The organism is Oceanispirochaeta sp. M1, assembly GCF_003346715.1.
In the GTDB taxonomy this organism is placed as follows: Bacteria; Spirochaetota; Spirochaetia; order DSM-2461; family DSM-2461; genus Oceanispirochaeta.
Map to the genome: position 1 here is coordinate 38,027 of NZ_QQPQ01000001.1, position 22,219 is coordinate 60,245.

Annotated in this window: 18 protein-coding genes; 11 read left to right on the forward strand and 7 right to left on the reverse strand. The window is 41.0% G+C overall.

From position 1 onward, the window contains the following. Window positions 1-87: 87 nt before the first annotated feature. Entirely contained in the window at window positions 88-732 is a 645-nt protein-coding gene (locus tag DV872_RS00155; protein ID WP_114627801.1) for a response regulator transcription factor, read from the reverse strand. Further along, window positions 725-1,609 carry a sensor histidine kinase gene (locus DV872_RS00160; RefSeq protein ID WP_171832026.1) on the reverse strand — a complete coding sequence of 295 codons (885 nt, stop codon included), beginning with the start codon at window positions 1,607-1,609 and terminating at the stop codon, window positions 725-727. Before DV872_RS00160 ends, DV872_RS00155 begins: the two co-directional genes overlap by 8 nt. A 495-nt stretch (window positions 1,610-2,104) precedes the next feature. On the opposite strand from DV872_RS00160, the gene DV872_RS00165 reads away from it, so the two are divergent. From DV872_RS00165 to DV872_RS00190, 6 genes are all read left to right on the forward strand, one after another. Continuing rightward, on the forward strand, window positions 2,105-3,388 hold the full coding sequence (locus DV872_RS00165) for an ABC transporter substrate-binding protein (protein WP_158546754.1): 1,284 nt from the start codon (window positions 2,105-2,107) through the stop codon (window positions 3,386-3,388). 73 nt (window positions 3,389-3,461) lie between these two features. Beyond that, window positions 3,462-4,349 carry a carbohydrate ABC transporter permease gene (locus DV872_RS00170; RefSeq protein ID WP_158546755.1) on the forward strand — a complete coding sequence of 296 codons (888 nt, stop codon included), beginning with the start codon at window positions 3,462-3,464 and terminating at the stop codon, window positions 4,347-4,349. A gap of 21 nt (window positions 4,350-4,370) precedes the next feature. Continuing rightward, window positions 4,371-5,216, forward strand: coding sequence for a carbohydrate ABC transporter permease (locus tag DV872_RS00175; protein WP_114627805.1), 846 nt, complete (start codon window positions 4,371-4,373; stop codon window positions 5,214-5,216). A 25-nt stretch (window positions 5,217-5,241) separates the two neighbouring features. After that, on the forward strand, window positions 5,242-6,255 hold the full coding sequence (locus DV872_RS00180) for a DUF2961 domain-containing protein (protein ID WP_114627806.1): 1,014 nt from the start codon (window positions 5,242-5,244) through the stop codon (window positions 6,253-6,255). A 13-nt stretch (window positions 6,256-6,268) separates the two neighbouring features. After that, a complete protein-coding gene (locus DV872_RS00185) occupies window positions 6,269-7,435 on the forward strand; it encodes a uroporphyrinogen decarboxylase family protein (protein ID WP_158546756.1) in 1,167 nt (388 codons plus the stop codon). Window positions 7,436-7,838: 403 nt separating this feature from the next. Then, entirely contained in the window at window positions 7,839-8,279 is a 441-nt protein-coding gene (locus DV872_RS00190; RefSeq protein ID WP_114627808.1) for a hypothetical protein, read from the forward strand. Window positions 8,280-8,326: 47 nt separating this feature from the next. On the opposite strand, the gene DV872_RS00195 is transcribed toward DV872_RS00190, so the two are convergent. Continuing rightward, window positions 8,327-11,095, reverse strand: a complete 2,769-nt coding sequence (locus DV872_RS00195) for a hypothetical protein (protein ID WP_114627809.1) — start codon at window positions 11,093-11,095, stop codon at window positions 8,327-8,329. A 164-nt stretch (window positions 11,096-11,259) separates the two neighbouring features. Between DV872_RS00195 and DV872_RS00200 the strand changes: the two genes are divergently transcribed. The 3 genes from DV872_RS00200 (at window position 11,260) to DV872_RS00210 (ending at window position 15,575) form a co-directional block, all read left to right on the forward strand. Next, window positions 11,260-12,489, forward strand: a complete 1,230-nt coding sequence (locus tag DV872_RS00200; protein WP_114627810.1) for a hypothetical protein — start codon at window positions 11,260-11,262, stop codon at window positions 12,487-12,489. Window positions 12,490-12,649: 160 nt separating this feature from the next. Further along, window positions 12,650-14,416: an HD domain-containing phosphohydrolase gene (locus tag DV872_RS00205; RefSeq protein ID WP_114627811.1), complete on the forward strand. Its 1,767-nt coding sequence runs from the start codon at window positions 12,650-12,652 to the stop codon at window positions 14,414-14,416. An 85-nt stretch (window positions 14,417-14,501) separates the two neighbouring features. Beyond that, complete coding sequence (locus DV872_RS00210) at window positions 14,502-15,575, forward strand: sensor domain-containing diguanylate cyclase (RefSeq protein WP_114627812.1); 1,074 nt, start codon at window positions 14,502-14,504, stop codon at window positions 15,573-15,575. 20 nt (window positions 15,576-15,595) lie between these two features. On the opposite strand, the gene DV872_RS00215 is transcribed toward DV872_RS00210, so the two are convergent. The 4 genes from DV872_RS00215 to DV872_RS00230 all read right to left on the reverse strand — a co-directional run bounded on the left by DV872_RS00215 (window position 15,596) and on the right by DV872_RS00230 (window position 20,659). Beyond that, window positions 15,596-16,273 carry a response regulator transcription factor gene (locus DV872_RS00215; RefSeq protein WP_114627813.1) on the reverse strand — a complete coding sequence of 226 codons (678 nt, stop codon included), beginning with the start codon at window positions 16,271-16,273 and terminating at the stop codon, window positions 15,596-15,598. Then, a complete protein-coding gene (locus tag DV872_RS00220) occupies window positions 16,270-17,802 on the reverse strand; it encodes a cell wall metabolism sensor histidine kinase WalK (RefSeq protein ID WP_114627814.1) in 1,533 nt (510 codons plus the stop codon). The genes DV872_RS00215 and DV872_RS00220 overlap by 4 nt, the downstream gene beginning before the upstream one ends. Window positions 17,803-17,811: 9 nt before the next feature. Beyond that, window positions 17,812-19,137 carry a VWA domain-containing protein gene (locus tag DV872_RS00225; RefSeq protein WP_114627815.1) on the reverse strand — a complete coding sequence of 442 codons (1,326 nt, stop codon included), beginning with the start codon at window positions 19,135-19,137 and terminating at the stop codon, window positions 17,812-17,814. A 133-nt stretch (window positions 19,138-19,270) separates the two neighbouring features. Further along, window positions 19,271-20,659 (reverse strand): amidohydrolase, encoded by a 1,389-nt coding sequence (locus tag DV872_RS00230; protein ID WP_114627816.1) that lies wholly within the window; start codon window positions 20,657-20,659, stop codon window positions 19,271-19,273. 105 nt (window positions 20,660-20,764) lie between these two features. On the opposite strand from DV872_RS00230, the gene DV872_RS00235 reads away from it, so the two are divergent. Together DV872_RS00235 and DV872_RS00240 are read left to right on the forward strand one after the other, a co-directional pair. Further along, the gene (locus tag DV872_RS00235) at window positions 20,765-21,379 is read left to right on the forward strand and encodes a TetR/AcrR family transcriptional regulator (RefSeq protein ID WP_158546757.1); all 615 of its coding nucleotides are present in this window, start codon (window positions 20,765-20,767) and stop codon (window positions 21,377-21,379) included. Next, window positions 21,376-22,191, forward strand: a complete 816-nt coding sequence (locus DV872_RS00240) for an EFR1 family ferrodoxin (protein WP_114627818.1) — start codon at window positions 21,376-21,378, stop codon at window positions 22,189-22,191. Before DV872_RS00235 ends, DV872_RS00240 begins: the two co-directional genes overlap by 4 nt. The last annotated feature ends 28 nt before the right edge of the window (window positions 22,192-22,219 follow it).

Sequence of the window (22,219 nt, forward strand, 5' to 3'; positions counted from 1 at the left end):
CTGTATACACCACGCAGCTCATGCATGCGTTCTGAATGCTAAAAATTATTTGCCGGTTTGAGAATGTCATATTATCCTGATTTCTCATTATTCTTCAAATAGTTTAAGATCAATGCACAGCCTCATCGCCTGCATTCGGTCTCGCACATCCATTTTCTCGTAAATATTTGATACATAGTTTTTAACAGTCTGCCCTGCCAGATTGACCTCTTCGGCAATTTCCTGATTATCATATCCATGGGTAATAAGTTTTAAGATTTCAAGTTCTTTGCTGTTTAACTCCTTAAACCACCCCATGACGTCCCTGGATACACCTTTGGTCATACTTTGCTTGATGATTGAGGGAGATATAGGCATCATTCCGTTCATCACGGTCTTTACAGCATAGATAAGATCCTCCGGGAGCATATCTTTAAGTAAATAGCCTTTAGCACCCACATTCAGTGCTTCTTTAACATACTCATCTTCATCAAAAGTTGTCAGCATGACAATCTTGATAAGTGGTTGGGATTCTGTTATTGATTTTGCGGCCTTCACACCATCAATTACAGGCATTTTTACATCCATAAGAATCATGTCTGGACTGTGGTGCCGGCAGAAATCGATAGCCTCCTCTCCGTTATAGCATACCCCGATAACGTCAATTTCCTTTCCCTTGGTTTCGAGGACTGTCTTGAGGCTGTTAATAAAAAGAATCTGATCATCTACCAGGAGAATTTTAATTTTATTCATCAAGTGATTCCTTGTTCATGGGTATCTCAATGCGAAGGGAGACACCCGTTGTGTTGTTTGATATTGAGAAGGTTCCGTTAATTTTTTTCAATCTTTCTTCCATTCCCTTCAAACCGATTCCAAGGGATAATTCATTGAATCCTTTTCCATTATCCCAGATAGAAATTATCAAATATTTATTTTCTATGAACAAATAAACATCGATCTTAGTAGCATGTCCATGTCTTAAGGAATTAACCATCCCCTCCTGAATGAGCCGAAATACGAAATGAGAAACCTCTTTACTGTAATTACTTGGAGAGTTTCCGTACTCCAGCCTGACCTCGATATTCGTGGCCATCTCAAAAGCTCGTACCATTTTACGGAGCTTTGATAAGTCAGACTCCTTATCCTCTTTTTTAATTTTCAAAATGCGCAGCACAATCCGCATATCATTCAAGCCACTTTTTGCCGAACTGTTTATATTGTTTAATACCTTTTTTATTTTATTATCTATGTTCAGTTCATTTGATTCCAAAATAGACATAGAGAGCATCATTACAGTTGTAAGAGTGTATCCTATGGAATCATGAATTTCTCTGATAATCCTGTTTCTCTCATCTTCAGTAGATTTTTTTTCTGTGATTTGTAAATAGTTTTGAAATCCACTGTTTGCATCAGTAAGTTTTTTAATCGTCTTTTCCAGGTGACTGACCCTGTTTACCATATGAGAATAGGAATCAAAATTATATTTTGAGAATGTAAAAAAGAATATTGCCAGGAAAGAAAAAATAAACACATAAAGAATGTCATGAAATACAGGAAGAGGAATATCCTGGGCTGAGAATCTACTGATAATGCTGACCATATAAATTGTCATAAAAGAACATATGGACATTATACTATTCTTGGGGAAAGGGTAAAAAAAGGTTAAATCAAGGAGAAAAGAAAGTAGAAAAAATTGCTTCAATCCAATGTAAATTCCCGATGGTAAAAAAACGACCAACAACAGAACAAATCTGATTAATAAAGATAAAAATTGATAATTCCTGGCTTTAATAGAATAGTACAGAATCGTCAACAGTATTGAAATAATAACGACCGTAATATACTGAGGGAACCAGTTAAAGCTATATACTTCAATGTCCTTCCAAAGATACTGGAGAATGGAAAGACATTGTAAGGTTATTGAAAAAAGAAATAACAGAAGCCGGATTGTTCTTTTTTGCAGCATGGCAATATGATATCTGAGTTTGAATGGAAAAACAATTAAAGTAAAAAGTACCAGGGTACTTTAATTGGTTACCAGGGTAACTATACACCCCAAACAGACCGTGTGAAAATATAATGGATTGAAAATGTCATATTTTGACAAAGAAAAATGGAGGCTTATATGATGAAGAGATTACTGTTTATTATTCTGTGTTCTTTGATGGTTCTACTCCCGGCTTTTTCCGGTGGGCAGGCGGAGGACAAACAAGAGACGACCACTATCAAATGGATGGTATGGATTACACCCAACATTGACCTTGAATTCTATAGAACTGTGGCAATCGCTTTTGAAGCGGAGAATCCAGGTGTGCTGGTTGAAATTGTAGAAACATCTGCCACCACATCTGCCACTTCAAGCGATTTTATACGTAACAGGCTGGCTTCCGGTGATGTTCCTGACCTTTGGATGAATTTTCAGGATGTACCGGCCTTTGCTGATGCCGGTCATCTTTGGGAGATCCCTGCATATGATACTGATTTAAAGCAGGTCAAGAATCTTATGTCTGCAGCCTATGAGGGCAAGCTGTATAGTTTTCCCTCTTCAGCCCAGCCTCAGGGTTTAATGTTCTATAACAAAAAACTTTGGGCCGAGAGCGGCTTGACAGAAGATGATATTCCATATGATTGGAATGATTTAAACACCGTCTGTGCAAAAATCAAGGATGCCGGATTTACTCCTATAGCCATGGGAGGTGAGTGGGTTCCTGTACTTTTCTGGGATCTGTTTATGGGATCTGAACTCTCTAAAGAATACCCCGACTGGTGGAGTCTGATTTACTCAGGAGAAAAGAAATGGGATGATCCCCAGGTTCTTGAAATTCTTGAATATATGGATAAACTTGTGAAAGATGGTTACTTCATGGAAGGAGCCTTAAGTATCGGTTATGCACAGCTGGAACAGGCATTTCTTAATGAGCAGGCCGTAATGTACCCCATGGGTTCCTGGTTTACCGCCGCTGAAGCTTCAGCGGAGAAAGATTGGGAATGTGGCGTGTTCTCTCTTCCAACAAAAGACGGAAGAGTTAATGTCACTAAATCCGGTGGATATGGAAATGGTTTTGCTATTTATTCAGGTTCTGAAAATCCGGAATTAGCCTTTAAGCTGATGAAAAAAGCGACTCTCGACCCTGTATTAGGAGCTAAATTTCTTCAGGTAGATGGTCTTTACTCCAACCTGACCCCCCCCTTGTCATATTCCATGTCATCACTTCAGCAAGAATTGGCTGATCTGGTTACCAGTGCGGAATTCTCCCGTCCTGTGATGCAGCACCCATTAGGTGATGCACCACCCATGGGTATTGGTGATTATTTCACCAGTGGGGCTGAGGCTGTTCTGACTCAGTCATATTCAAGCCTGGATGACCTTCTTAAGAAAATTGATAATTTTGTTGCAGAAGTAAAATAAAATAATGGAGAGTGTGACATCAATTGCACTTCACACTCTCCAATTTAATTTTTTGTATAAGGAAAAATATTGTATGAAGTTAAGAGGACCAACAAAAATCAAGATTGAGAATCTGATACTCTTTTCTCCTGGATTTATCATCTATGTGGGTTTGATTGTCTTCTCCATCATTTTATGTTTTTACTATTCCTTTTTTGACTGGGACGGAATTAGAAAATCCATGGAATTTATCGGATTCACCAATTATATCCGTGCATTTTCTAATGATGAGTTCCGTTCAAGTATTGTAACGACCTTTTATTTTGCAATTCTGGGTACGATTCTTGTAAATGTTATTTCATTAACTCTGGCGGTTCTGTTAAAGCAGCAGAATCATATTAATAACTTTTACAGAGCAGCATTTTTCTTTCCTCAACTTATAAGCCTTGTGGCTGTAGGATTCATTTTTAAAGGATTGCTGAGTTATATAGGGATTGTAAATACTCTCTTTGAACAGTATGGAATTCCCAAATTTGATTTCCTGGGGACTCCCCGAAATGCGCCTGTTACTGTCCTTATAATAAGTATATGGCAGACAACCGGATTCGCTACAGTTCTCTATCTGGCGGGACTCCAGGCAATCCCCCTGGATTTATATGAGGCCGCAAAAATAGATGGGGCAAATGCCTGGATAAAATTCCGGGCCATTACATTCCCCTGGCTGGCTCCCTCATTCACAGCAGTCACAATATTCCTGTTTACCGGTTATATGAAGATCTTTGATATCATTTTTGTTATGACCGGAGGGGGACCCGCTGAAACAACCCAAACCATTGCTGTCTATATAATGAAAATTGGATTTAATCAATTTAGAATATCCTATGCATCTGCAGTGGCTATATACATGACTTCCCTGGTAATGACAATCGCTCTGGTACTGACAGGGATTCTTCGTAAAAGAGAAGAAGTTCTCATAAGTTGATAAGAAGGAAACTAACGAAATATGAAGATAAGAAAGAAAGAAATCATACCGGCAATTATTAAGCATTTTTTTTTACTGATAGTCTCTTTCATCAGTCTGGTTCCCTTTTATATTGCCATTATCAATGCTTTTAAGAAAGAAAAAGACATCTATGCCAATCCCATGGGAATCCCTGTTAGAAACCTTACCCTGGATAATCTGATAAGAAACTTCAATGCTCCCAATTTCAATGTAACCCGAGCCTATGTATTCACAATGGGGCTGGTAATTGTGACACTTATTCTAGTCGTTCTGATTGCCTCAATGATGTCATACATCCTCTCCAGGAACAGAACAGGCTTTTTCAAAATTGCATATATGCTGCTCCTGGCAGGTATGCTCATTCCCATACAGGTTATTCTCATACCAGTAATACAGATACTCAAAACAATCGGCTTGATGCTCACAGCCCCGGGTCTGGTTCTTCTCTACATCGCCTGGTACATGCCTTTTACTACTTTTGTCCTGACAGGTTATATCAGCACGATCTCTCCCCAATTGGATGAATCAGCCAGAATGGATGGGGCCGGGCCGATTCTGATTTTCTTCCGTATAATATTTCCCCTCATGAAGCCGGCCCTGATCAGTGTAATTATATTTATTACAGTTTGGACCTGGAATGACTTTATAACACCCTTCGTGATATTCGGAAGCAGTAAATTCTATACTGTCACCACCGGAATATTCCGGGCAATCGGACAATACACCCAGAAGTGGGATGATGTGTTTGCCATTCTGTTCTACGCTATCACCCCGCTGGCCATCTGTTATATCTGGCTGCAGAAGTTTTTCATTTCCGGATTAACCTCCGGCTCAGTCAAGAGTTAAAAAATTATGAGGGGGGGGCTTTTCTATGGAGCATAATAGACTTTTGAATAATTCTCTTCTTCAACCGGGAAGAACTTATCTCAGTTCGGTTACCTGGCCTTATGATAAATATCCGGGTATGCAGGAATTAAACGGCCGGGCAGTTATTACACTCATTGACAGGGAAGGCCCCGGCGTAGTTTCTCAAATTCACTCCTCAATTTATTTTAAAAAAAAAGAAGATCTGAATGTTGAAGACGGGAGCGACGACAGCGCAAAATCTCTGATTGTTCGAGTGTGGTACGACATGGAAGAGACTCCTTCCATAGAGATGCCCTGGATGGATTTTCTGGGAGATATTCAGTGCGGGAGCAGCTTTTTTGATACTGTATTCTTTTCAAAAGTCAAATATTCACACAATTTCCATCTGGAAATGCCCTTTCGGAAACATATAAGAATTGAGATAGAAAATACATCAGATATTGATCTGATCGGATACAGCGATTTGCAGTATGACCTTCTCCCTTCACTGCCGGAAAACTGCGGATATCTTCTGGTAGATTACAGAGTGGGGCGTAATCTTGTTCCCAATGATATTCTCGAAGTGTTTAAGAGTGAATCCGCTGGAGCTATTGCCGCTCACTGGCTGCAAATTGAAGCGGACAATCCCTTCTGTGCAAAGGGAGAAGGCCTTTGTGAGGCCAATAATGAGGTCTACATTGATGGTGAGGACCATCCTTCCATGGAATATCTCGGAACAGAAGACTATTACGGCTATTCCTGGGGATTCAAGTGTGTCCAGTCCAACAGCTACTCTGCCATTTTAAAAAATGAGACTCTGCCTGCAGGAGGCTCTCGTATTGCTATGCTCCGCTGCAGGGAGATGGATAAGATTCGGTACCAAAAATCCTGCCGGATTGTAATGGATTATACTGAGGAATATTTCTCTGATATAAAATCAGATCAATCAGTCTTTCCTCTGGAAAGGGATGGTTATCCCAAAGTTAAATTCATGGCCGATTTTCGAAGCTGCTATTATTATTACTCTCTTAAAAAATAAGGACATGATAGGTATGGAAAAAAGTAAAGGGCTTATTATGACCAGAAAAGAGAGACTTATGGCTGCTATACGGGGAGAGAAGGTCGATAGGCCTCCCGTCTCTTTTTATGAGCTTGATGGATTGACCCAGGATGTTACAGACAAAGATCCCTTTAATATCTATACAGATCCAACCTGGCAGCCCCTGATTGATCTGACGATTAAAAAATCAGACAGGATTGTGCTGAAAACTGTGAATTTTCTGAATACAGCTCCCGATCCTCTGGAAGAATTGACCAGTATAAAAGAGTTTTATAATGATAAGGGATCTTTTTGCAGGACAACCACAATAAAGGCAGGAAAGAAGATACTGACTCAGCGTACTGCCAGAGACAAAGATGTCGATACAATCTGGACGCTGGAGCATTTCATAAAGGATATTGAAGACTTTAAAGAGTGGATTAATCTACCTGTGTCTGAGTTTAGCGGAGAGGTGGATGTCTCTTCAGTTATTAAGATTGAAGAAGCTCTGGGAGATTCGGGGATTGTATGCCTGGATATGGGTGATCCCTTGTGCGAGGCCGCTTCACTTTTTGATATGGGAGAATACACAATTATGGCTTTGACTGAGCCGGAGCTTTTTCACAAAGCCCTGGAAAAGATAAGTCGACTGATCTTAAAGAGGACAGAAGCAATAGCCCGGGCTCTGCCGGGGCGGCTCTGGCGGATCTATGGTCCTGAATATGCCTGTCCTCCCTATCTTCCACCCCGTCTATTCAGGGAATATGTGGTCCGTTATGATAAACCAATCATTGATATTATCAGGAAATATGATGGATATCCACGAATGCACCTACATGGAAATTTGAAGTCAGTCCTCGATGATGTTGTCTCTACGGGATGTATAGGTTTGGATCCCGTTGAACCTCCTCCCCAGGGGGATGTCTCCCTAAGATACCTGAGAGAAAAATATGGGGACAAACTTGTTCTCTTTGGGAATCTGGAACTCAGTGATATAGAGATAATGGGGGAGGGCGATTTTGAACTAAAAGTGAGAGAAGCCCTTGGATCCGGACCGTCAGACTCTGGCAGCGGATTTATTCTCATGCCCTCGGCCTCTCCCATCGGGAGGAATATTAGTCCTTCTACTCTCGAAAACTATAAAAAAATGATTGAGATTACTGAGCAACTCAGTACATAAGAAAAGGGTACAGCGAAATACTGTACCCCATTAATGCTTTTAAGAGGGAATAAGACATGGCCAACGGCCGCTGCCCTCTCTCCTATCACATCGTCAGAACTCTAAATATAATGCTCTGTATCAATAAATCCAGGGCTTTTTCTGTTAAGTAAATAAAAATAGAGTTGTAGACAGAGTTTTCAGGATGTTATCGGCAGTGGAGAATTTATTTAATATAAAAACCCACCGCATCATCTGTTTCCGCAATGATAATTGAAGTCATGAACAGCTGGCCATCCCCGGGATTACAATTCCATGGTGTTAATGTATGCATATAAATGTACGTCTGTTAAAATAATGATATAGATAAATGTAAGATCTCAGGTTTTTTTAAAATAAATTGAAGACTAAAAGGATGTAAGCAGTGAATATTCTATCTGTTGTAATAATGATTTTTGTTGTTTTGGAAACGGCGAATATTGTTATGCTGTACTTCACACCAGGGACCAGACGGGGTAACGGTATGGGCGTATTTAATGCCTACGAAAAGTCAAAGAATGATTCAGTAATTTATCCCCTTGTCAGTTACTTGATTAACTGGGTAGCCGGTACCAAACTTATCTTTATCTCCTTATTGATTGTCATTGTTATTCTTGGAAATGATACAATCAAGCTGGTCAGTATCGGGGCTCTGATACTGTCAATCTCCTCTTTTTACTGGAGACTATATCCGATAATTAAATCACTGGACAAAAGGAAGCAGATTAGCCCTGTAGGTTATTCAAAAACTTTGGGAGTCATGATTGCCGGGTTTATCAGCATCTTTTTGATTGCTGCGGTTCTCTTTCTGACGGTTTTTAATTAGTCCGGAGGAAAAGGGCTTCTGACCCCCGGACTGACACAAACTCAGGGCTAAAGATTCATAAACATGAATTCAACAACTGGTTTCTCTTCTTCTATAAGCCAGGAGAATCGAACACCCATATTAATTGGGAGATTCTTAAAGTTTAAAGCAGTGAAATCCATAGAGAGTTCAGCTCCCACCGACTGAAAGCTTCCCTGTTCTGTCTTGTTTTCATATAGTCCTGTGTAATCATAAAACAGGTTTCCTTTAATCCTTTTTATATAGGAAAAGGAGCCAAGAGCCAGATCAGGATACAATAGGGGAAAAGCATAGTTGCCCTTGAATTGATAGAGCTGACCCGCAGTGTCGGCTTCATATCCTCTGGAGAATAAGACTCTGCTTGAATAGTTTCCGGTCTGATTCTCAACGTTACAACTTAACATCAGGCTTGTATTTCTTATGCCTCCCGGCAGATAGAGAGTCAAGCGGTTTGAAAAGAAGTACTCACTGTTCTGCAGGGGATTGTGTTCGAAGTATAGTTGTTCGTTTATTCCCAGTTTAGGATACAAACTGCGGTAACTGCCGGGTAGGGCTGATATCCAATCCATTCCATAATAGAGGGGAACAGTCAGATTTGAATCTTGAACACCCCTCTTATCAATCCATGCCTGAAGACTGCTTCCTGTGTAGGGTAATAATGAGTGATACCATATATCCCGGCTAAGGTTAATTGGGAAGGACAGGTCCAGGGCTGTTGATAAATCATGGCTCATATTGCTTTCAATTTCTCTGTACCGGTATGAATTCTTCCAGCTTATATTTGGATATAACTGGGTCCATTTTAAATTAAAGAATGCTCCCGGGGAGTTGTCATTATAATCATATTCCCCTCCCAGGGTCCATTCCATTGTATCAAGGATGTCATTTGATTTTACATAGACCTGAAGCCTTGAATCGAAATTTTCTACACTGCCGATACCCCATGAATGAATGTTGAACTTACTCCCTGGAAGAGAGTAATCCTGAATATCTTCCTCTGTGTATACATCCGCTTCCTGATTGACGCGCTCAAGATTCCAACCGGCGTCCGCCTCTACATGCCCGGTGTCTCCGTAATAGACAAAGGGCAGGGGGGTCATAGCTTTTTCTGTTATCCAGTTTTCGGGATTTAATTCCTGACGGGCAATATGGAGTGATCCACCAGGAGTATTTTCCTCATAATAAAGAACATGACTCTCATTCCGGATATCGGTGAAGGGCTTTATGGTTCCGTTGATACGAGATGTTATCTGGAATTTTTCTCCCGATGCAATATGAACAGCCATGATATTTTCTAAGCCGCTTAAGGGTGAACTGTATAATACATAATCACCCCAGGGCCGTACTGATTTAATATTTTCTGCACTAAACTCTGTCAGAAGAGAAAAATCTCCAGAATCTGACTTCATACCGGCTATGGCACGGCCGGAGTCGCTTTGAACGGTGAAATAGATAGTCTTATCATTGTCTGACCATGCCGGATTTGCAGGAAAATATCCCTCGGGCAGCCTGTAGGATTTTGTTACTTCACCAGTTGATGTATTTAGTATTACCAGCGAAGCTTTTCTCTCTTCACTCCATTCCACTACGGCAATCCTATCGGCTGTATGGTTGAGAGCAGGCATTAAATATCGTTCTCTCTTGCTGAGGTTTATTGTTTTTCCTGTTTCGAGATCCAATACCATCACATCAGACCAACTCTGTGCTGCGTGGAGGGTTGATGGTTTAATGTATGACCATACAACTTTATTCCCGGATGCATGCATTGAGCCATATTCGGGGACTCTCTGCAGTTTCTTCTCACCCTTGTCTGTGATTTCAATAAGTTCCGCAGTATCAGCCATGGATGTTTTTCTGGCCAGGATACGTCCATTCTCCACAGATATTATTTCCCATCTGACAGCATCCTTTTCCAGCGGATTTGTTATAATTGTATTCTCTGTCAGATCCACCTTGTCAGTCTGTGCTTTCCACTGCTTTTTCAAATCCTCTGCCATCTCATCATATAGAGCTGACCATGATTTTCCGCTGATTTTTTTTGCACCCAGATACATCCCAAAGGCTGGGATGGGGAAGAGAGTTGCTGAATCAAGAATCCTATCCCAGCTGTCTTCACCATAGTTCTTTTTTATATATGAAGTCAGGAAATATCCCATTTCATAATGACCGGGGACCGAATCTCTGAAGGAACCGTTAACCATTTTCTGATAGGAAAACTCACCTTCCCTGACTACCTCCAGCATTCCCTGATAGAAGAGTGGATCTCTTCCTCTTCCTGTATCTGAAAAAGCTGTCTCTGCTCCAACAGCATCTCCTTCAAAAAACCAGTCCGGTACTCCTAAAGAAATACCTATATTCAGCCCGGTCTGTCCCATCAGAATATATAACAGGTGATTCAGGCGGCTGTTCAGCCTGTCAAATTGAACCATGTGACGTGTCTCATGGAGAGCGAGAGTATCATACCAGTCCAGTGTTGAAATATCTTCTGGTATTGGGGTTCCAAACCAGTTGCTTTTTCGAGGTCCCATGGCAACATAACCATTGGGAACCATGCCGGATGTGCTTAGGATGACAGGCCATTTGGATTGCCTTACTTTCTTAAAAGCCATGGCATCCATTTCATAAACCAGATCTATCTTTCCGGCTACAACTGCGGCCTGTTCGGCGATTTCTGCGGGAAAAATGATTGTGAAGTTTTCAGTTTCAATTTTCTTCCAATCGACTCCCGGTGCATATTGTGCAGTGAGGGGACCGATTGTTATTGTAAGCAATAATAGAAAGAGTACATTTTTTTTCATTTGTTCTGAGTTTCTCCGTAACTTAATTCAGACCGGAGTCAGGCTAATGATTCCCTATTCGTCTGTCAAGATAGTTTCATATACATGTGTTCAAAAAATCAAAATCGCTTTTATGTCGCAAAAGAGTATCCGCTGTATCCGGGTGAGTGTTAATATCTCAAAATATGAAACGGTTATTAGCTCTGAATATTCTGATTTTTTCTTTTCTGCTCCCTTTTTCCATTTTTGGAAATGATTTCCTCCTTATTGTAAATGGTTCAGCAAAGCCGGATGAAAAGCCTCATTTTATAGGATCTTTCAGCCATCTTCAATTTGAGAAATCATCCGGTCACAGGTCATCAGGATCACCGGCAGAATCCATTCCTCAATACACTTTTCAGCCCCGTAATTCCTTGACTCATAATGACAGGAATCACATCTTTTTAATTGAAGAAGAGGAATCCATTTATGAAGTGGAAGCTAATCTTGTCTATGGTGATAAAGACAGCCGTTGCCTGATCTATATGGAGAAAGGATCTAAGTTTGATAATTTTTCCCAATGGGAGATGATCGGCCGTTTCTTTGATCGTAGAATAAGCAGCAGAATGGATCGCTCCTTCGGCACTCCCAGCGATATTGATAAGAACGGTAAGACTGTCATTCTCTACTACTCTTTTCTGGATGATACGATGCTGGGTTATTTCAGTTCCGGTGATCTTGAGAGTATAAATCATATGGAGAGTTCCAATGAGATGGAGATCCTCTACATGAATATTGAATATGGCAGCCCTGGTTCAAAAGAAATGATGGAAACCCTCCCCCATGAATATATGCACCTTATAAATTATACCAACAGGCAGAAACACGGTTATTCAGAGATGGATCTCTGGATGGATGAAGGTCTGGCAGAGAGTGCTACAGAATTTGTAATGAGGAGAGTCATTGATTCAAATCTGGAAGTATTCAGTGACAGCTCATATTCTCCCTGGACGGGAACAGCACTCTGTACCTGGGAGGAGAGGGATGAGGATTACGCTTTAAGTTATCTCTTTATGCAGTATTTAAAAATACAGGCGGGAACCAGTGATATATTCAGAAAAATGATTAACCATCCTCAGGGTACTGCTCACAGTCTTCCCAAGATAATGAAGGAGTATGTACCGGAATTCGACAGCTTTCACAATATTCTCAAAAGCTTCTACCTGGCTCTTATATTGAAGGAAGATGAAGGGATATACGGTTTTAAGTCTATGAATAAGATATATGATTTTCAACCTGAATATGCCGATTCCAATTTCAAAGGATACCTATACCCTGGAGGAGCGGTCTATCTCCCCCTACCAGAAGGGGATATTAATATAACGGTCCCTTCCTCAAAACATATAATGGTCATTGACAGCCGCGATTACAGGTAGCTGAAACAATGACTGCTGTCAGAGTCTTCTTCAAGGTAGAATATATGGAGAGATCGCTCTTGTTCTGAGCTGGAATTGATAGTGATTGAATATGTGTTTATTGATTCAATATTATGATATATTTTTTTTATTATTTAAAAAATATGGATGTTGACTGTTAATGACTAATAAAAAAAATGTAATACTATTCTTTTTCTGTATTAATGCCGTGACAATTTACTCTGAGGTCAATGTATCTCACCGTTTTTTGATTCTTCACTCTTACTCATCTAAAAACTCATGGTCCCATAATATCAATAATGGAATCCTTGATACCCTTAAACAGGACTTTCCGGAGGCCTGTTATAATGTGGAATTTATGGATACACAGTTTTCAAAAAGCAAATATTTCTATGATGCTTTTTATAAATTGATAACTGATAAATATAGATGGATGAAATTTGACGGCATAATTGTATCAGATGACAATGCCCTTCATTTCATAATGAAGTATGGGAATCAAGGTTTTCCAGCTGTTCCTGTTATCGCCTGTGGGATCAATGATTATAATTATGAATTTCAGAATCCAAATTTGAAGAGTATCATACTGGAAAGGCCGGATTACTGGGGAAATCTGCATCAGATCCTAAAAATATTTCCAGAGACAGCTTCTATTCATCTCATACTTGGTTCCGATTTAGCAGATAAAACTTATCAGAATTTTAAGTTGTTACAAGAGAAATCCTATAGCAGTTCCATTGATTTTTCTATTATGACTCATCGCTGTTTCCCCAAATTGAAGAACTCAGTTGCTTGTCTACCAGATAACAGTGTGTTGTTTCTGGCTCCCTATTCAATTGATGGCAGAAATAATCTCTACTCAGAAGGAAAAGCAGAGCAGGAGCTTTCCGATATTTCGAATAATCCTATCTTTGTCGGATGGGATAACCAATTAGGTACAGGGGTTCTCGGGGGCAGTGTCATTGATTCGTATCGAATGGGAACTGTGGCCATGAAAACAATGACCGGGTACCTTCTGGAAGGTAAAGCGAAACAGTTTATTACCAATTATGAAGATATGTATAAAACAATTTATGACTATGAAGTTTTAAGTAAATTCGGCATAGATTCATCATTACTGCCTGATGATGCGATCCTTATTAATAAAGAGCCTTCTTTTCTATATATACATGGGCTTTCTTTTGCTTTGGTTATTTTAATATTCGTCCTGCTTGGGCAGTTTTTGTATACCACCGTCAGGGGGCTGAAAAGGGTGAAAATCATTAATGTTCAGAAAGAAGAAATTATCCAACTTGGAGAAGAATTCATAGAAACTCAGAATCAGATTATTACAACCCTGGGTGAAGTTATCGAGAAAAGATCTAAAGAAACCAGCACTCATGTTAAAAGGGTTTCAGAAATATCCGGATTTATTGCCTGGAAACTGGGGATGTCTGAAGATCATATTCAGAATTTGAAAGCAGCATCCCCTTTGCATGATATTGGAAAAATCGGTATTCCGGACAGTATTCTTCAAAAGCCCGGAAAGCTGACGCCTGAAGAATTTGAAATCATAAAGACACATACAACCATTGGCCGGGATATTCTTTCAAACTCAGATAGGATCTTGTTTCAAACCGCTCGAACCATAGCCTATTCCCACCATGAATTCTGGGATGGTACAGGCTATCCTGATGGATTGCAGGGATATGAAATCCCTTTGCTGGCCAGAATTACAGCAGTAGCAGATGTCTATGATGCTCTTATTTCAAATCGTCACTATAAGAAGGGCTGGGATCAGCCTCGTGTATTAAAATACTTGAAGAGAGAAAGTGGTAAACAATTTGATCCAATACTGGTTAAGGTCTTCCTGGAAAACATTGATGAGATCAATAGAATCAATATTGAAGTTGATAGCCAGTATGCTGCCCCTACAGAGACTAAATAGATTTGATGCATGGCAACGGTCTGGAAACAGAGAAACTCGTAATGCTGTTTAAATTATGTTATTATTTTAAAATTCAGGAGTTGATATGAGTGAAACTGATATTAATGACCAGCTGAATGATCTGGTGCGGCTTTCATTTCTTACGGAGATGGGAAAGGCAATCAGCTCATCCAGTACAGTCAATAAAACAATGCATGCTGTGATGAAGCATGTCGGAATAATATTTGCGCCCACATACTGGTCACTGCTGTTGCGTAATCCTAAAACGGGGACATTGAAATTTGAAATTGTTGTCGGAAGTGGAGTGGAGCAGATGCGGGGGCAGACCATACCCTGTGGTCAGGGCATTGTAGGCTGGATAGCAGAAAACGGTGAAGCCCTGATAGTCGAAGATGTCAAACGTGATAAGCGCTTCTCTTCGGATATGGATGAATTGAATCATTTTAATACAGAGTCCATTATCGGAGTTCCTCTGAAAAATGGAAAAAGAGTTTTTGGGGTCATTGAACTTATCAATAAGATTGATGGAAAGCCCTTTACAGCACTGGAACTGCAGCTGTTAACTACAATCGCCGACTTTGCAGCCATTGCCATAGAAAAAGCCTATTATATGAAAGCCCTTAAAAGGATTGCCACAGTAGATTCTCTGACAGGGCTAAATAATCGCCGTAGTTTCATCAGATATTATGAGAAAGAATCTGATCGCTGTAAAAGGACTGAACGTTTCTTCTCTGTGATGATGATTGATATAGATGGTTTTAAGAAGATTAATGATAATTTCGGCCATAAAAAAGGTGATAGTGTATTGATTTCAGTAGCAGATTTCCTTCGTGAACATCTCAGGGCTGCTGATATGCCCTGCCGCTATGGGGGAGATGAGTTTGCTATTCTATTGCCTGATACTGTCTTACATGATGCTGAACTGCTCAAGACCCGCCTGCTTTCAAAGCTTGATGATATGAATAAAAAACAAACCATACAGATAGGACTCAGTATAGGGGTTTATGAATCAGACGGCAGGAGTCTCAACGAGATAATGCATATGGCCGATATGAATATGTATAAGGAAAAAAATAGAAAATCCGAGATGACAATCTCTGATATGCCCGAGCACCTTGAGGAAATTATTGAGTCGGAAGATAACGAAATCCAACAATGATATCCCTGAATGAATTACTGTCAGGGGTATTTATACCCGGCGGTAGGTATTGTGATAATCAGGCTGGGATGGACCGGGTCATCTTCAATTTTTTTTCTCAGCTGAGATATGAATTGATCCAGAGAGCGGGAGCTGGGAAGGTATTCCATTCCCCAGCCATAATCGTATAACTGGTCCCGGCTGAGTACTTTTCCCTTATTCTGATGAAAGTAGTTAAGCAGTTTCATTTCTCTGGGAGAAAACTCAATTTCCCTGCCCTGAACTGTGCCCGTCAATGTTTCCGGGCTTATGGTTATCTCCCCGAAGGGGAAACTTTCTCCTTCTGTTTCTGCGGCAGGGGTGCTTCTTCTTAAGACTGCCTTTACCCGGGCAATCACTTCTCTCACACCAAATGGTTTTACAATATAGTCATCAGCACCCAGTTCCAGGCCCACAACCTTATCAATCTCTTCTGTCTTGGCACTTATGAAAATAACAGGAACCTGCTGATTCTGCTTCCTTATTTTTTTACACAGATCATAGCCGTTAACAATGGGCATCATTATATCCAGACAGAGAAGATCCGGCTGCTCTCTGAGATAAAGCTCATATGCCTCCTCTCCATTCTCTGCACATACGGTTTCATAACCCTCACCCTTGAGGATCTCCTGTAGACCCATCCTTGTGTATAGATCATCTTCGGCAATCAGTATTTTCAATTGTTAACTTCCTTGATGGGTATGGTCAGAGAAAAACAGGCACCAGTCGTCGATTTCTCCAGTTTAAGAATTGAACCCGATTCTACTGCCAGTGTTCTGGCAATGGACAGTCCGATGCCTGTACCTGAGCTGTTCTGGGATAATGAATTATCTATGCGGTAGAAGGGTTGAAATATATTGTTCTTCTCTGAGTCCCCTATCCCGGGGCCTTTGTCGCTGATAAGTATGGTACAGTTTTTTTCATCCACTTCAGTCCTAATGCCCAGGTATTTTCCAGACCTGCCGTATTTGATGGAATTACCAATGAGATTTACAAGAATCTGTTCTACCATATCCCTGTCTGTCTCTATCAGGGGGAGTTCGATTTCTTCAAATTCATAGAGTATGGCGTGTTCTTTCAGTAGAGGTTTGAATTTATTAAGGGTCTCTGTTATCAGATTATTAATATCTGTTTTCTCAATATTTTTCTTCAGTTCACCCCGTTCTCCTCTACTGAATGTCAGGACATTATTGATCATTCTGCCCAGTCTGCTCCCTTCCTGAACAATGACATCGAGATAGGCCTGTTCCTTCGGTTCTGTAAGCAGATTCTGTAATAATTCTGAGTAGAGTCTGATATTTGTCAGGGGCGTTTTCAGCTCATGGGACACCTGATTCACAAAACTTACCTGGTTCCGGGCTATTCTCATTTCTCTTGTGTTTTCTCTGTAAAAATAGATAGCCAGTAAAAGCATGAGAATTGTGAACAGTGCTATGACAGGAATCATGGAAAAGGCGCTTAGATCTGTTTCACTGTTAATTGCCGGATTGTGGTAATAGAACAGCCGCCAGGAACCAAGGGGTTCCTTGAGAGAATACTCCTGCAGGGGCTCAACCGTCTCACCGACACTGTAATCTCCCCATTGATACAATACATCTCCCCTGGCATCGGTCAGTTGGATTCTGAAGCTTTCATCTGTCCCCTGTGCTACGGGCAGAACATTGATCAGCTGGGATATAAGGGCATATCGTTCAATAAGGAACCCTTTTACAGTTCCCTCTTCAATTCGGTAGGATATGAAGTTGATTCCATCTCCCATAAACCAGGTGTACCAGTGAGATTCAATAGATCTATTTTCAGAATGAGAAGAACGGGCGCGCAGGTTGGAAGCCAGTTCCATGCCCTCCGCTTCAATAATGAAATCATTTTCCCGCTCACTGATTTCTCCCTCTTTGAGGGGATATAGAAAGGTATTGGAAGAATCAATAATGAAGGCCTGCCTCACAAGCCTCTTGCTGTTCATCTCATTCCGCAGTTCCTGGTGGGGAAGGGACGGATCAAGGAGAGTCTCGTTCAACTCTGTCTCAATCTGATTAAGGCGGTTCTGGAGCAGGCGGGCATTGCTTAAAAGAACTGCCGCAGCCTCTTCCTGATGCTCAGTGATAATCTGCTGTTTCGTACCCCTATAGCTTGAAACAGCCATCACCGTCATGACGGTGATGGGCATAAATATAATGAGTATGAATGTAAGAAGGAGCCTTCTTTTCACTTATTCCCCTTAATAACTCTGCTGGTTCTGCAGCTCAAACTGGTCATCTTTCATTTTCTTTCTTGTGGCATTCCACTGCTCTTCATCGTCTATGGATTCTGCATCTTCCTCGTACTCGGCTCCATAACCGGCCAGTTCCGGTGCTGACAATATTTCTGACTGTTCCTTAAGATAATCCGAACTGGCATTGAGGACAGCTTTTGCTTCTTCAATGTTTCCCTCATCCCTTAAACGGAGAGCTTCTTCACTCTTTTCCGCTGCAATCTGGGTTACCACATTCACCATTGCTTCTCTATCTATATTGTCTTCCACAACTTTATCGTTTCTTGTGAAAGTGATGACTCCGGAACCTGTGAGGGTCTCTTTTTTTCTTGTGGCCATATTGGAGTAAGTCATCTGTACATCGGCTATGTCCACAGATTCTCCTTCTGCAAAAGGATCCACTTCCACTTCTATCAGAAAATACTTTTCCTGATTACTGTAAAGCTGGTTCAAAGAAGTATAGACCTTATTACCTATGACATCAGCTTCTCTTCCCAGAATCCTTACGGGGTGAAATCCCTCTTTACACTCTATCTCAATAGTAACATCCTGAGCGACTACAGACAGAATATCTTTAAACTCATACTCAAAGATTCTGCTGAGGTCTCTTGAGTTTTCTACAAATGCATGGTTCCCGTCACTCTTCTGAGCCAGGCGGGTCATAAGGTCTTCATTGTATCCTAATCCCAACCCTATGGTTGTGACAGATATTCCGATTCTTTTCAGCGAGGAACCCAGGTCTCCCAGGGCTGCAGGACTTTCAGGGCCTACATTGGCCAGACCGTCGGAAAGAAGAATAACCCTGTTCACCTTATTCCTGTCAAGGAATTTTTCAAGTTCATCGGCACCCTTGCTGACACCCGCAAACAGTGCTGTGCTGCCTCCCGATTTAATGGAGGCAATTTTTCTTTTAATAGAGAGTTTATTGCTGACTTTGGTTGCAGGCAGCAGAACATCTACATAGTCGGAGTAGGTGATAATTGATAAAATATCATTCTCACCCAGAATATCTACGGCCAGCATGGCGGCTTCGATGGCTTTTTCAATCTTATCACCATCCATGGAGCCCGACTTGTCCATGACGATCGCAATATTAGAAGCCGTTCGTTCTGTGTTTCCAGTCAGTTCAAATCCTGTTAAGCCGACTTTAAGATATGTTTTCTGGTTTTCATCGGCAATCAGCCATGAATTGGTGACAGATACATTGAGCTCAACACTCTGGGCCTGAGCCATAACAGCAGAAGAAAAAATTACTAGAAGCATAATCCCTTTAATTAATCTGGAAGATTTCATTTTCTTCCCTCCCTCATAATATGAATATACTTCTGATTCTATCTGCCTCCTGAGTTCGGCGGCTCAGCTGACTGTAAAAGCTTTGTAAGAAATTTGTAAGGTTCAAATTATACGATGAAAGATCGAGCTCTCTTTAAGTATTCTTATAGGCTGAACATCTGTCCCTAATAGACGAATTGCAGGACTTTTCTGCTTCATTGAAAAGACGTTTTTCATCAATTCCGATGAGTTCTCCCTCTCTGAAGACTACCTTCCCGTTTATCATTGTGAGGTAGACCTCTCCCGTAACTCCGGCTCTGGCCAGAAGATTTGCCGGATCATGGGTGGTTCCGGCCATTTCCAGGCGGGACATATCCACCATAAAAAGGTCCGCAGCTTTTCCTGCTTCCAGGCTGCCCAGATCATTACGTCCCATCATCTTTGCACCATCGGCGCTGGCGATTTTAAGCATCTGGTAGGGGGACGGGCTGCCACCTCGTTCTTTGCTGTGGAAGCACTGCATCAGGTAAGCCATTCGCAGGCTGTCCAGAAGGTTTGAACTGTCATTCGTTGCCGAGCCGTCACAGCCCAGGCTCAGCTTCATCCCGGCTTTCTGCATTCCGGGGATATCCAGAATAGGAAACCCTCCCAGAGTGGCAGGTGCCGGACAGTGAGAAAGCCCTGTGCCGCTGTCTGCCATTATTTTATATTCTTCCGGCAGCAGTTCCCAGCCGTGTGCATACCATACATCGGGTCCTATAAAACCAGTCTCTTCGCACCAGTCCAGAGTCCGTTTTCCCCAGCGCTGCAGCATCAGTTCGTTTTCTCCTTCTCCCAGGTGTGTATGGAGAAGGACATTCTTGTCTCTGGCAAGTCGAGCAGATTCTATAAATGTCTCTTTGTAACAGTTTATCGGCTGACAGGGTGCTATGACTATCTGACTCATGCTGAAGGGGTCAGGATTGTGATACAAATCAATCAGCCTTTCACAGTCTGAAAGAAACTCATCCGTGGTTTCAAGCATTTCTGCGGGGATCGTACTGCCTTCTTCCCTGGGGAGAGTATTGGCTCCACGTCCTGCATGATAGCGGATGCCCAGAAGGGAGGCGGCTTCCATCTGACGGTCCACCAGTTTTTTATCTGTAGTGTTTGGAAAGCAGTACTGATGGTCAAAAGCTGTCGTACAGCCATGCTTTATAAGATCTGTCATCGCGGTAAGGGAGGAGTAATAGATAGCATCTGAATCTATCATTTTGAAAATTTCATAAATTTCATTCAGCCACTGAATTACGGTGATATTAGGATAATCCACAGCCATCAGGTTTCTAACGAATGTCTGGAAGAAGTGGTGATGTGTATTTACGAGACCCGGATAGATGAACTTGCCTTTACCTGAAATTATATCAGCTTCAGAATCTTCTATATTTTCTTCAATCTTCAGGATCTTCGGTCCCTCGATCAGAATATCGCAGTCTTTATAGATATGATCATCAGAATCACAGCTGACAATGGCTGATGCATTTTTAATAATAATTCGTTTCATGTGCTTTCCTCCTGATTTATATATTAAACCCTTTGCTTCCTTTAGGTTCAAGAGCTTTGACTTATTTTAATTGACCGATCGATCGGTCAAGTGTATATTATGCTTATGAAAGATAAAAGGGTAATAAGAGGGGAGGAGACCTATGAAAGGATTCTCCATAGTTCGATGGAACTTATTTCCCGGGAAGGTATTTCCGGATTAACGGCTTCGAAGCTCTCGAAAGAGGCGGGAATCAGTAAAAGCAGTCTCTTTCATCACTTCAAATCAACGAAAGAAATTCCGCTGACAGTGATGGAAGTCATTAAGGGGATAATGCTCGAATCAATATATGATGAAAATATAGATAGTGTTGAAGGCATTTTCTCCTCTTTTGAAAAGACTCTTTTTTCAGAAGACCGAGAGGCGCAGATGATTGGGAGAGTCTTTTTTTCCCTCTTTTCAGAAGGACTGTTTAAAAAAGAATATTTCGATAGTTTTAAATCATTTCAGTCTATCAGCATCAGCAGATTATCAGCACTGTTTATGAAGACTAAGAGTCCCGGGATTACGGAAGAAATCAGCATCACAATCTCTAAATTGATCATTGCATCCCTGGATGGATTAAACCTCCATTCCATGCTGGAAAGGGAAAATAAAGAGTATATAAGGTGCTGGAATCTCCAGAAAAAAATGATTCTTGATTACCTTAATAATGGAATAAGCAAAGGAATAAGTGGATGAATAAAATATCAATTTTTTACTTCAGCGGTACAGGGAACACAAAGTATGTTTCCCATCATCTGGCAGAGTTGATGAAAGGGTATTCCTGGGATTCGACTATTGTATCTATTACAAAACTTGCAGATGACAAGAGGGATGAACTGATAAAAAACAGTGATGTTCTTATTCTGGCCCATCCTGTATACGGCTCAGATATGCCCGATCAAATGAGAGATTTTATTAATTTCCTTCCTGATGCAAATGGACAGAAGCTGGGGGTTATAGCAACTCAGATGATGTTTTCCGGTGACGGATCTTCAATTATGTATAAGGTCATTAAGAAGAAAGGCTATAAGCAGAACTGGGGATATCAGATCAATATGCCAAATAATCTACCCCTGGCCGGCTCTCCTCTCTTTCAGTCAGCAGACTACGAAGTGCATGAAAAAAAACATCTCCGTAAGGCAAGAAGGACCCTTGAAAAACTTGCTATGAATATTGTGAATGATAAAAGACGTATCGGGGATAATACTCCCTTTCACACAATGCTTGGACTATCTCAGAGGCCTTTGTTTCAGAAGAAAATGAAGAGGGAATATCAGACCGGTTTTATTGCCGATGAAAAATGCATCAGCTGTATGAAATGTGTAAACGCCTGTCCTGCCGAAGTAATCCAGTATAATGATAAAATAGAATTTACTAATACTGAAAATTGTCAGGTCTGTTTCAGATGTCTTAACTTCTGTCCGGTTTCTGCAATATCCCAAAATGGCAAACTGAAGGAGCCTCTGTATAAGGGCCCTGCAAAAGAGATATTTAAAGAGCTGTTCTGATTCAGTTCAAAGAACAGTCCCGGTGACC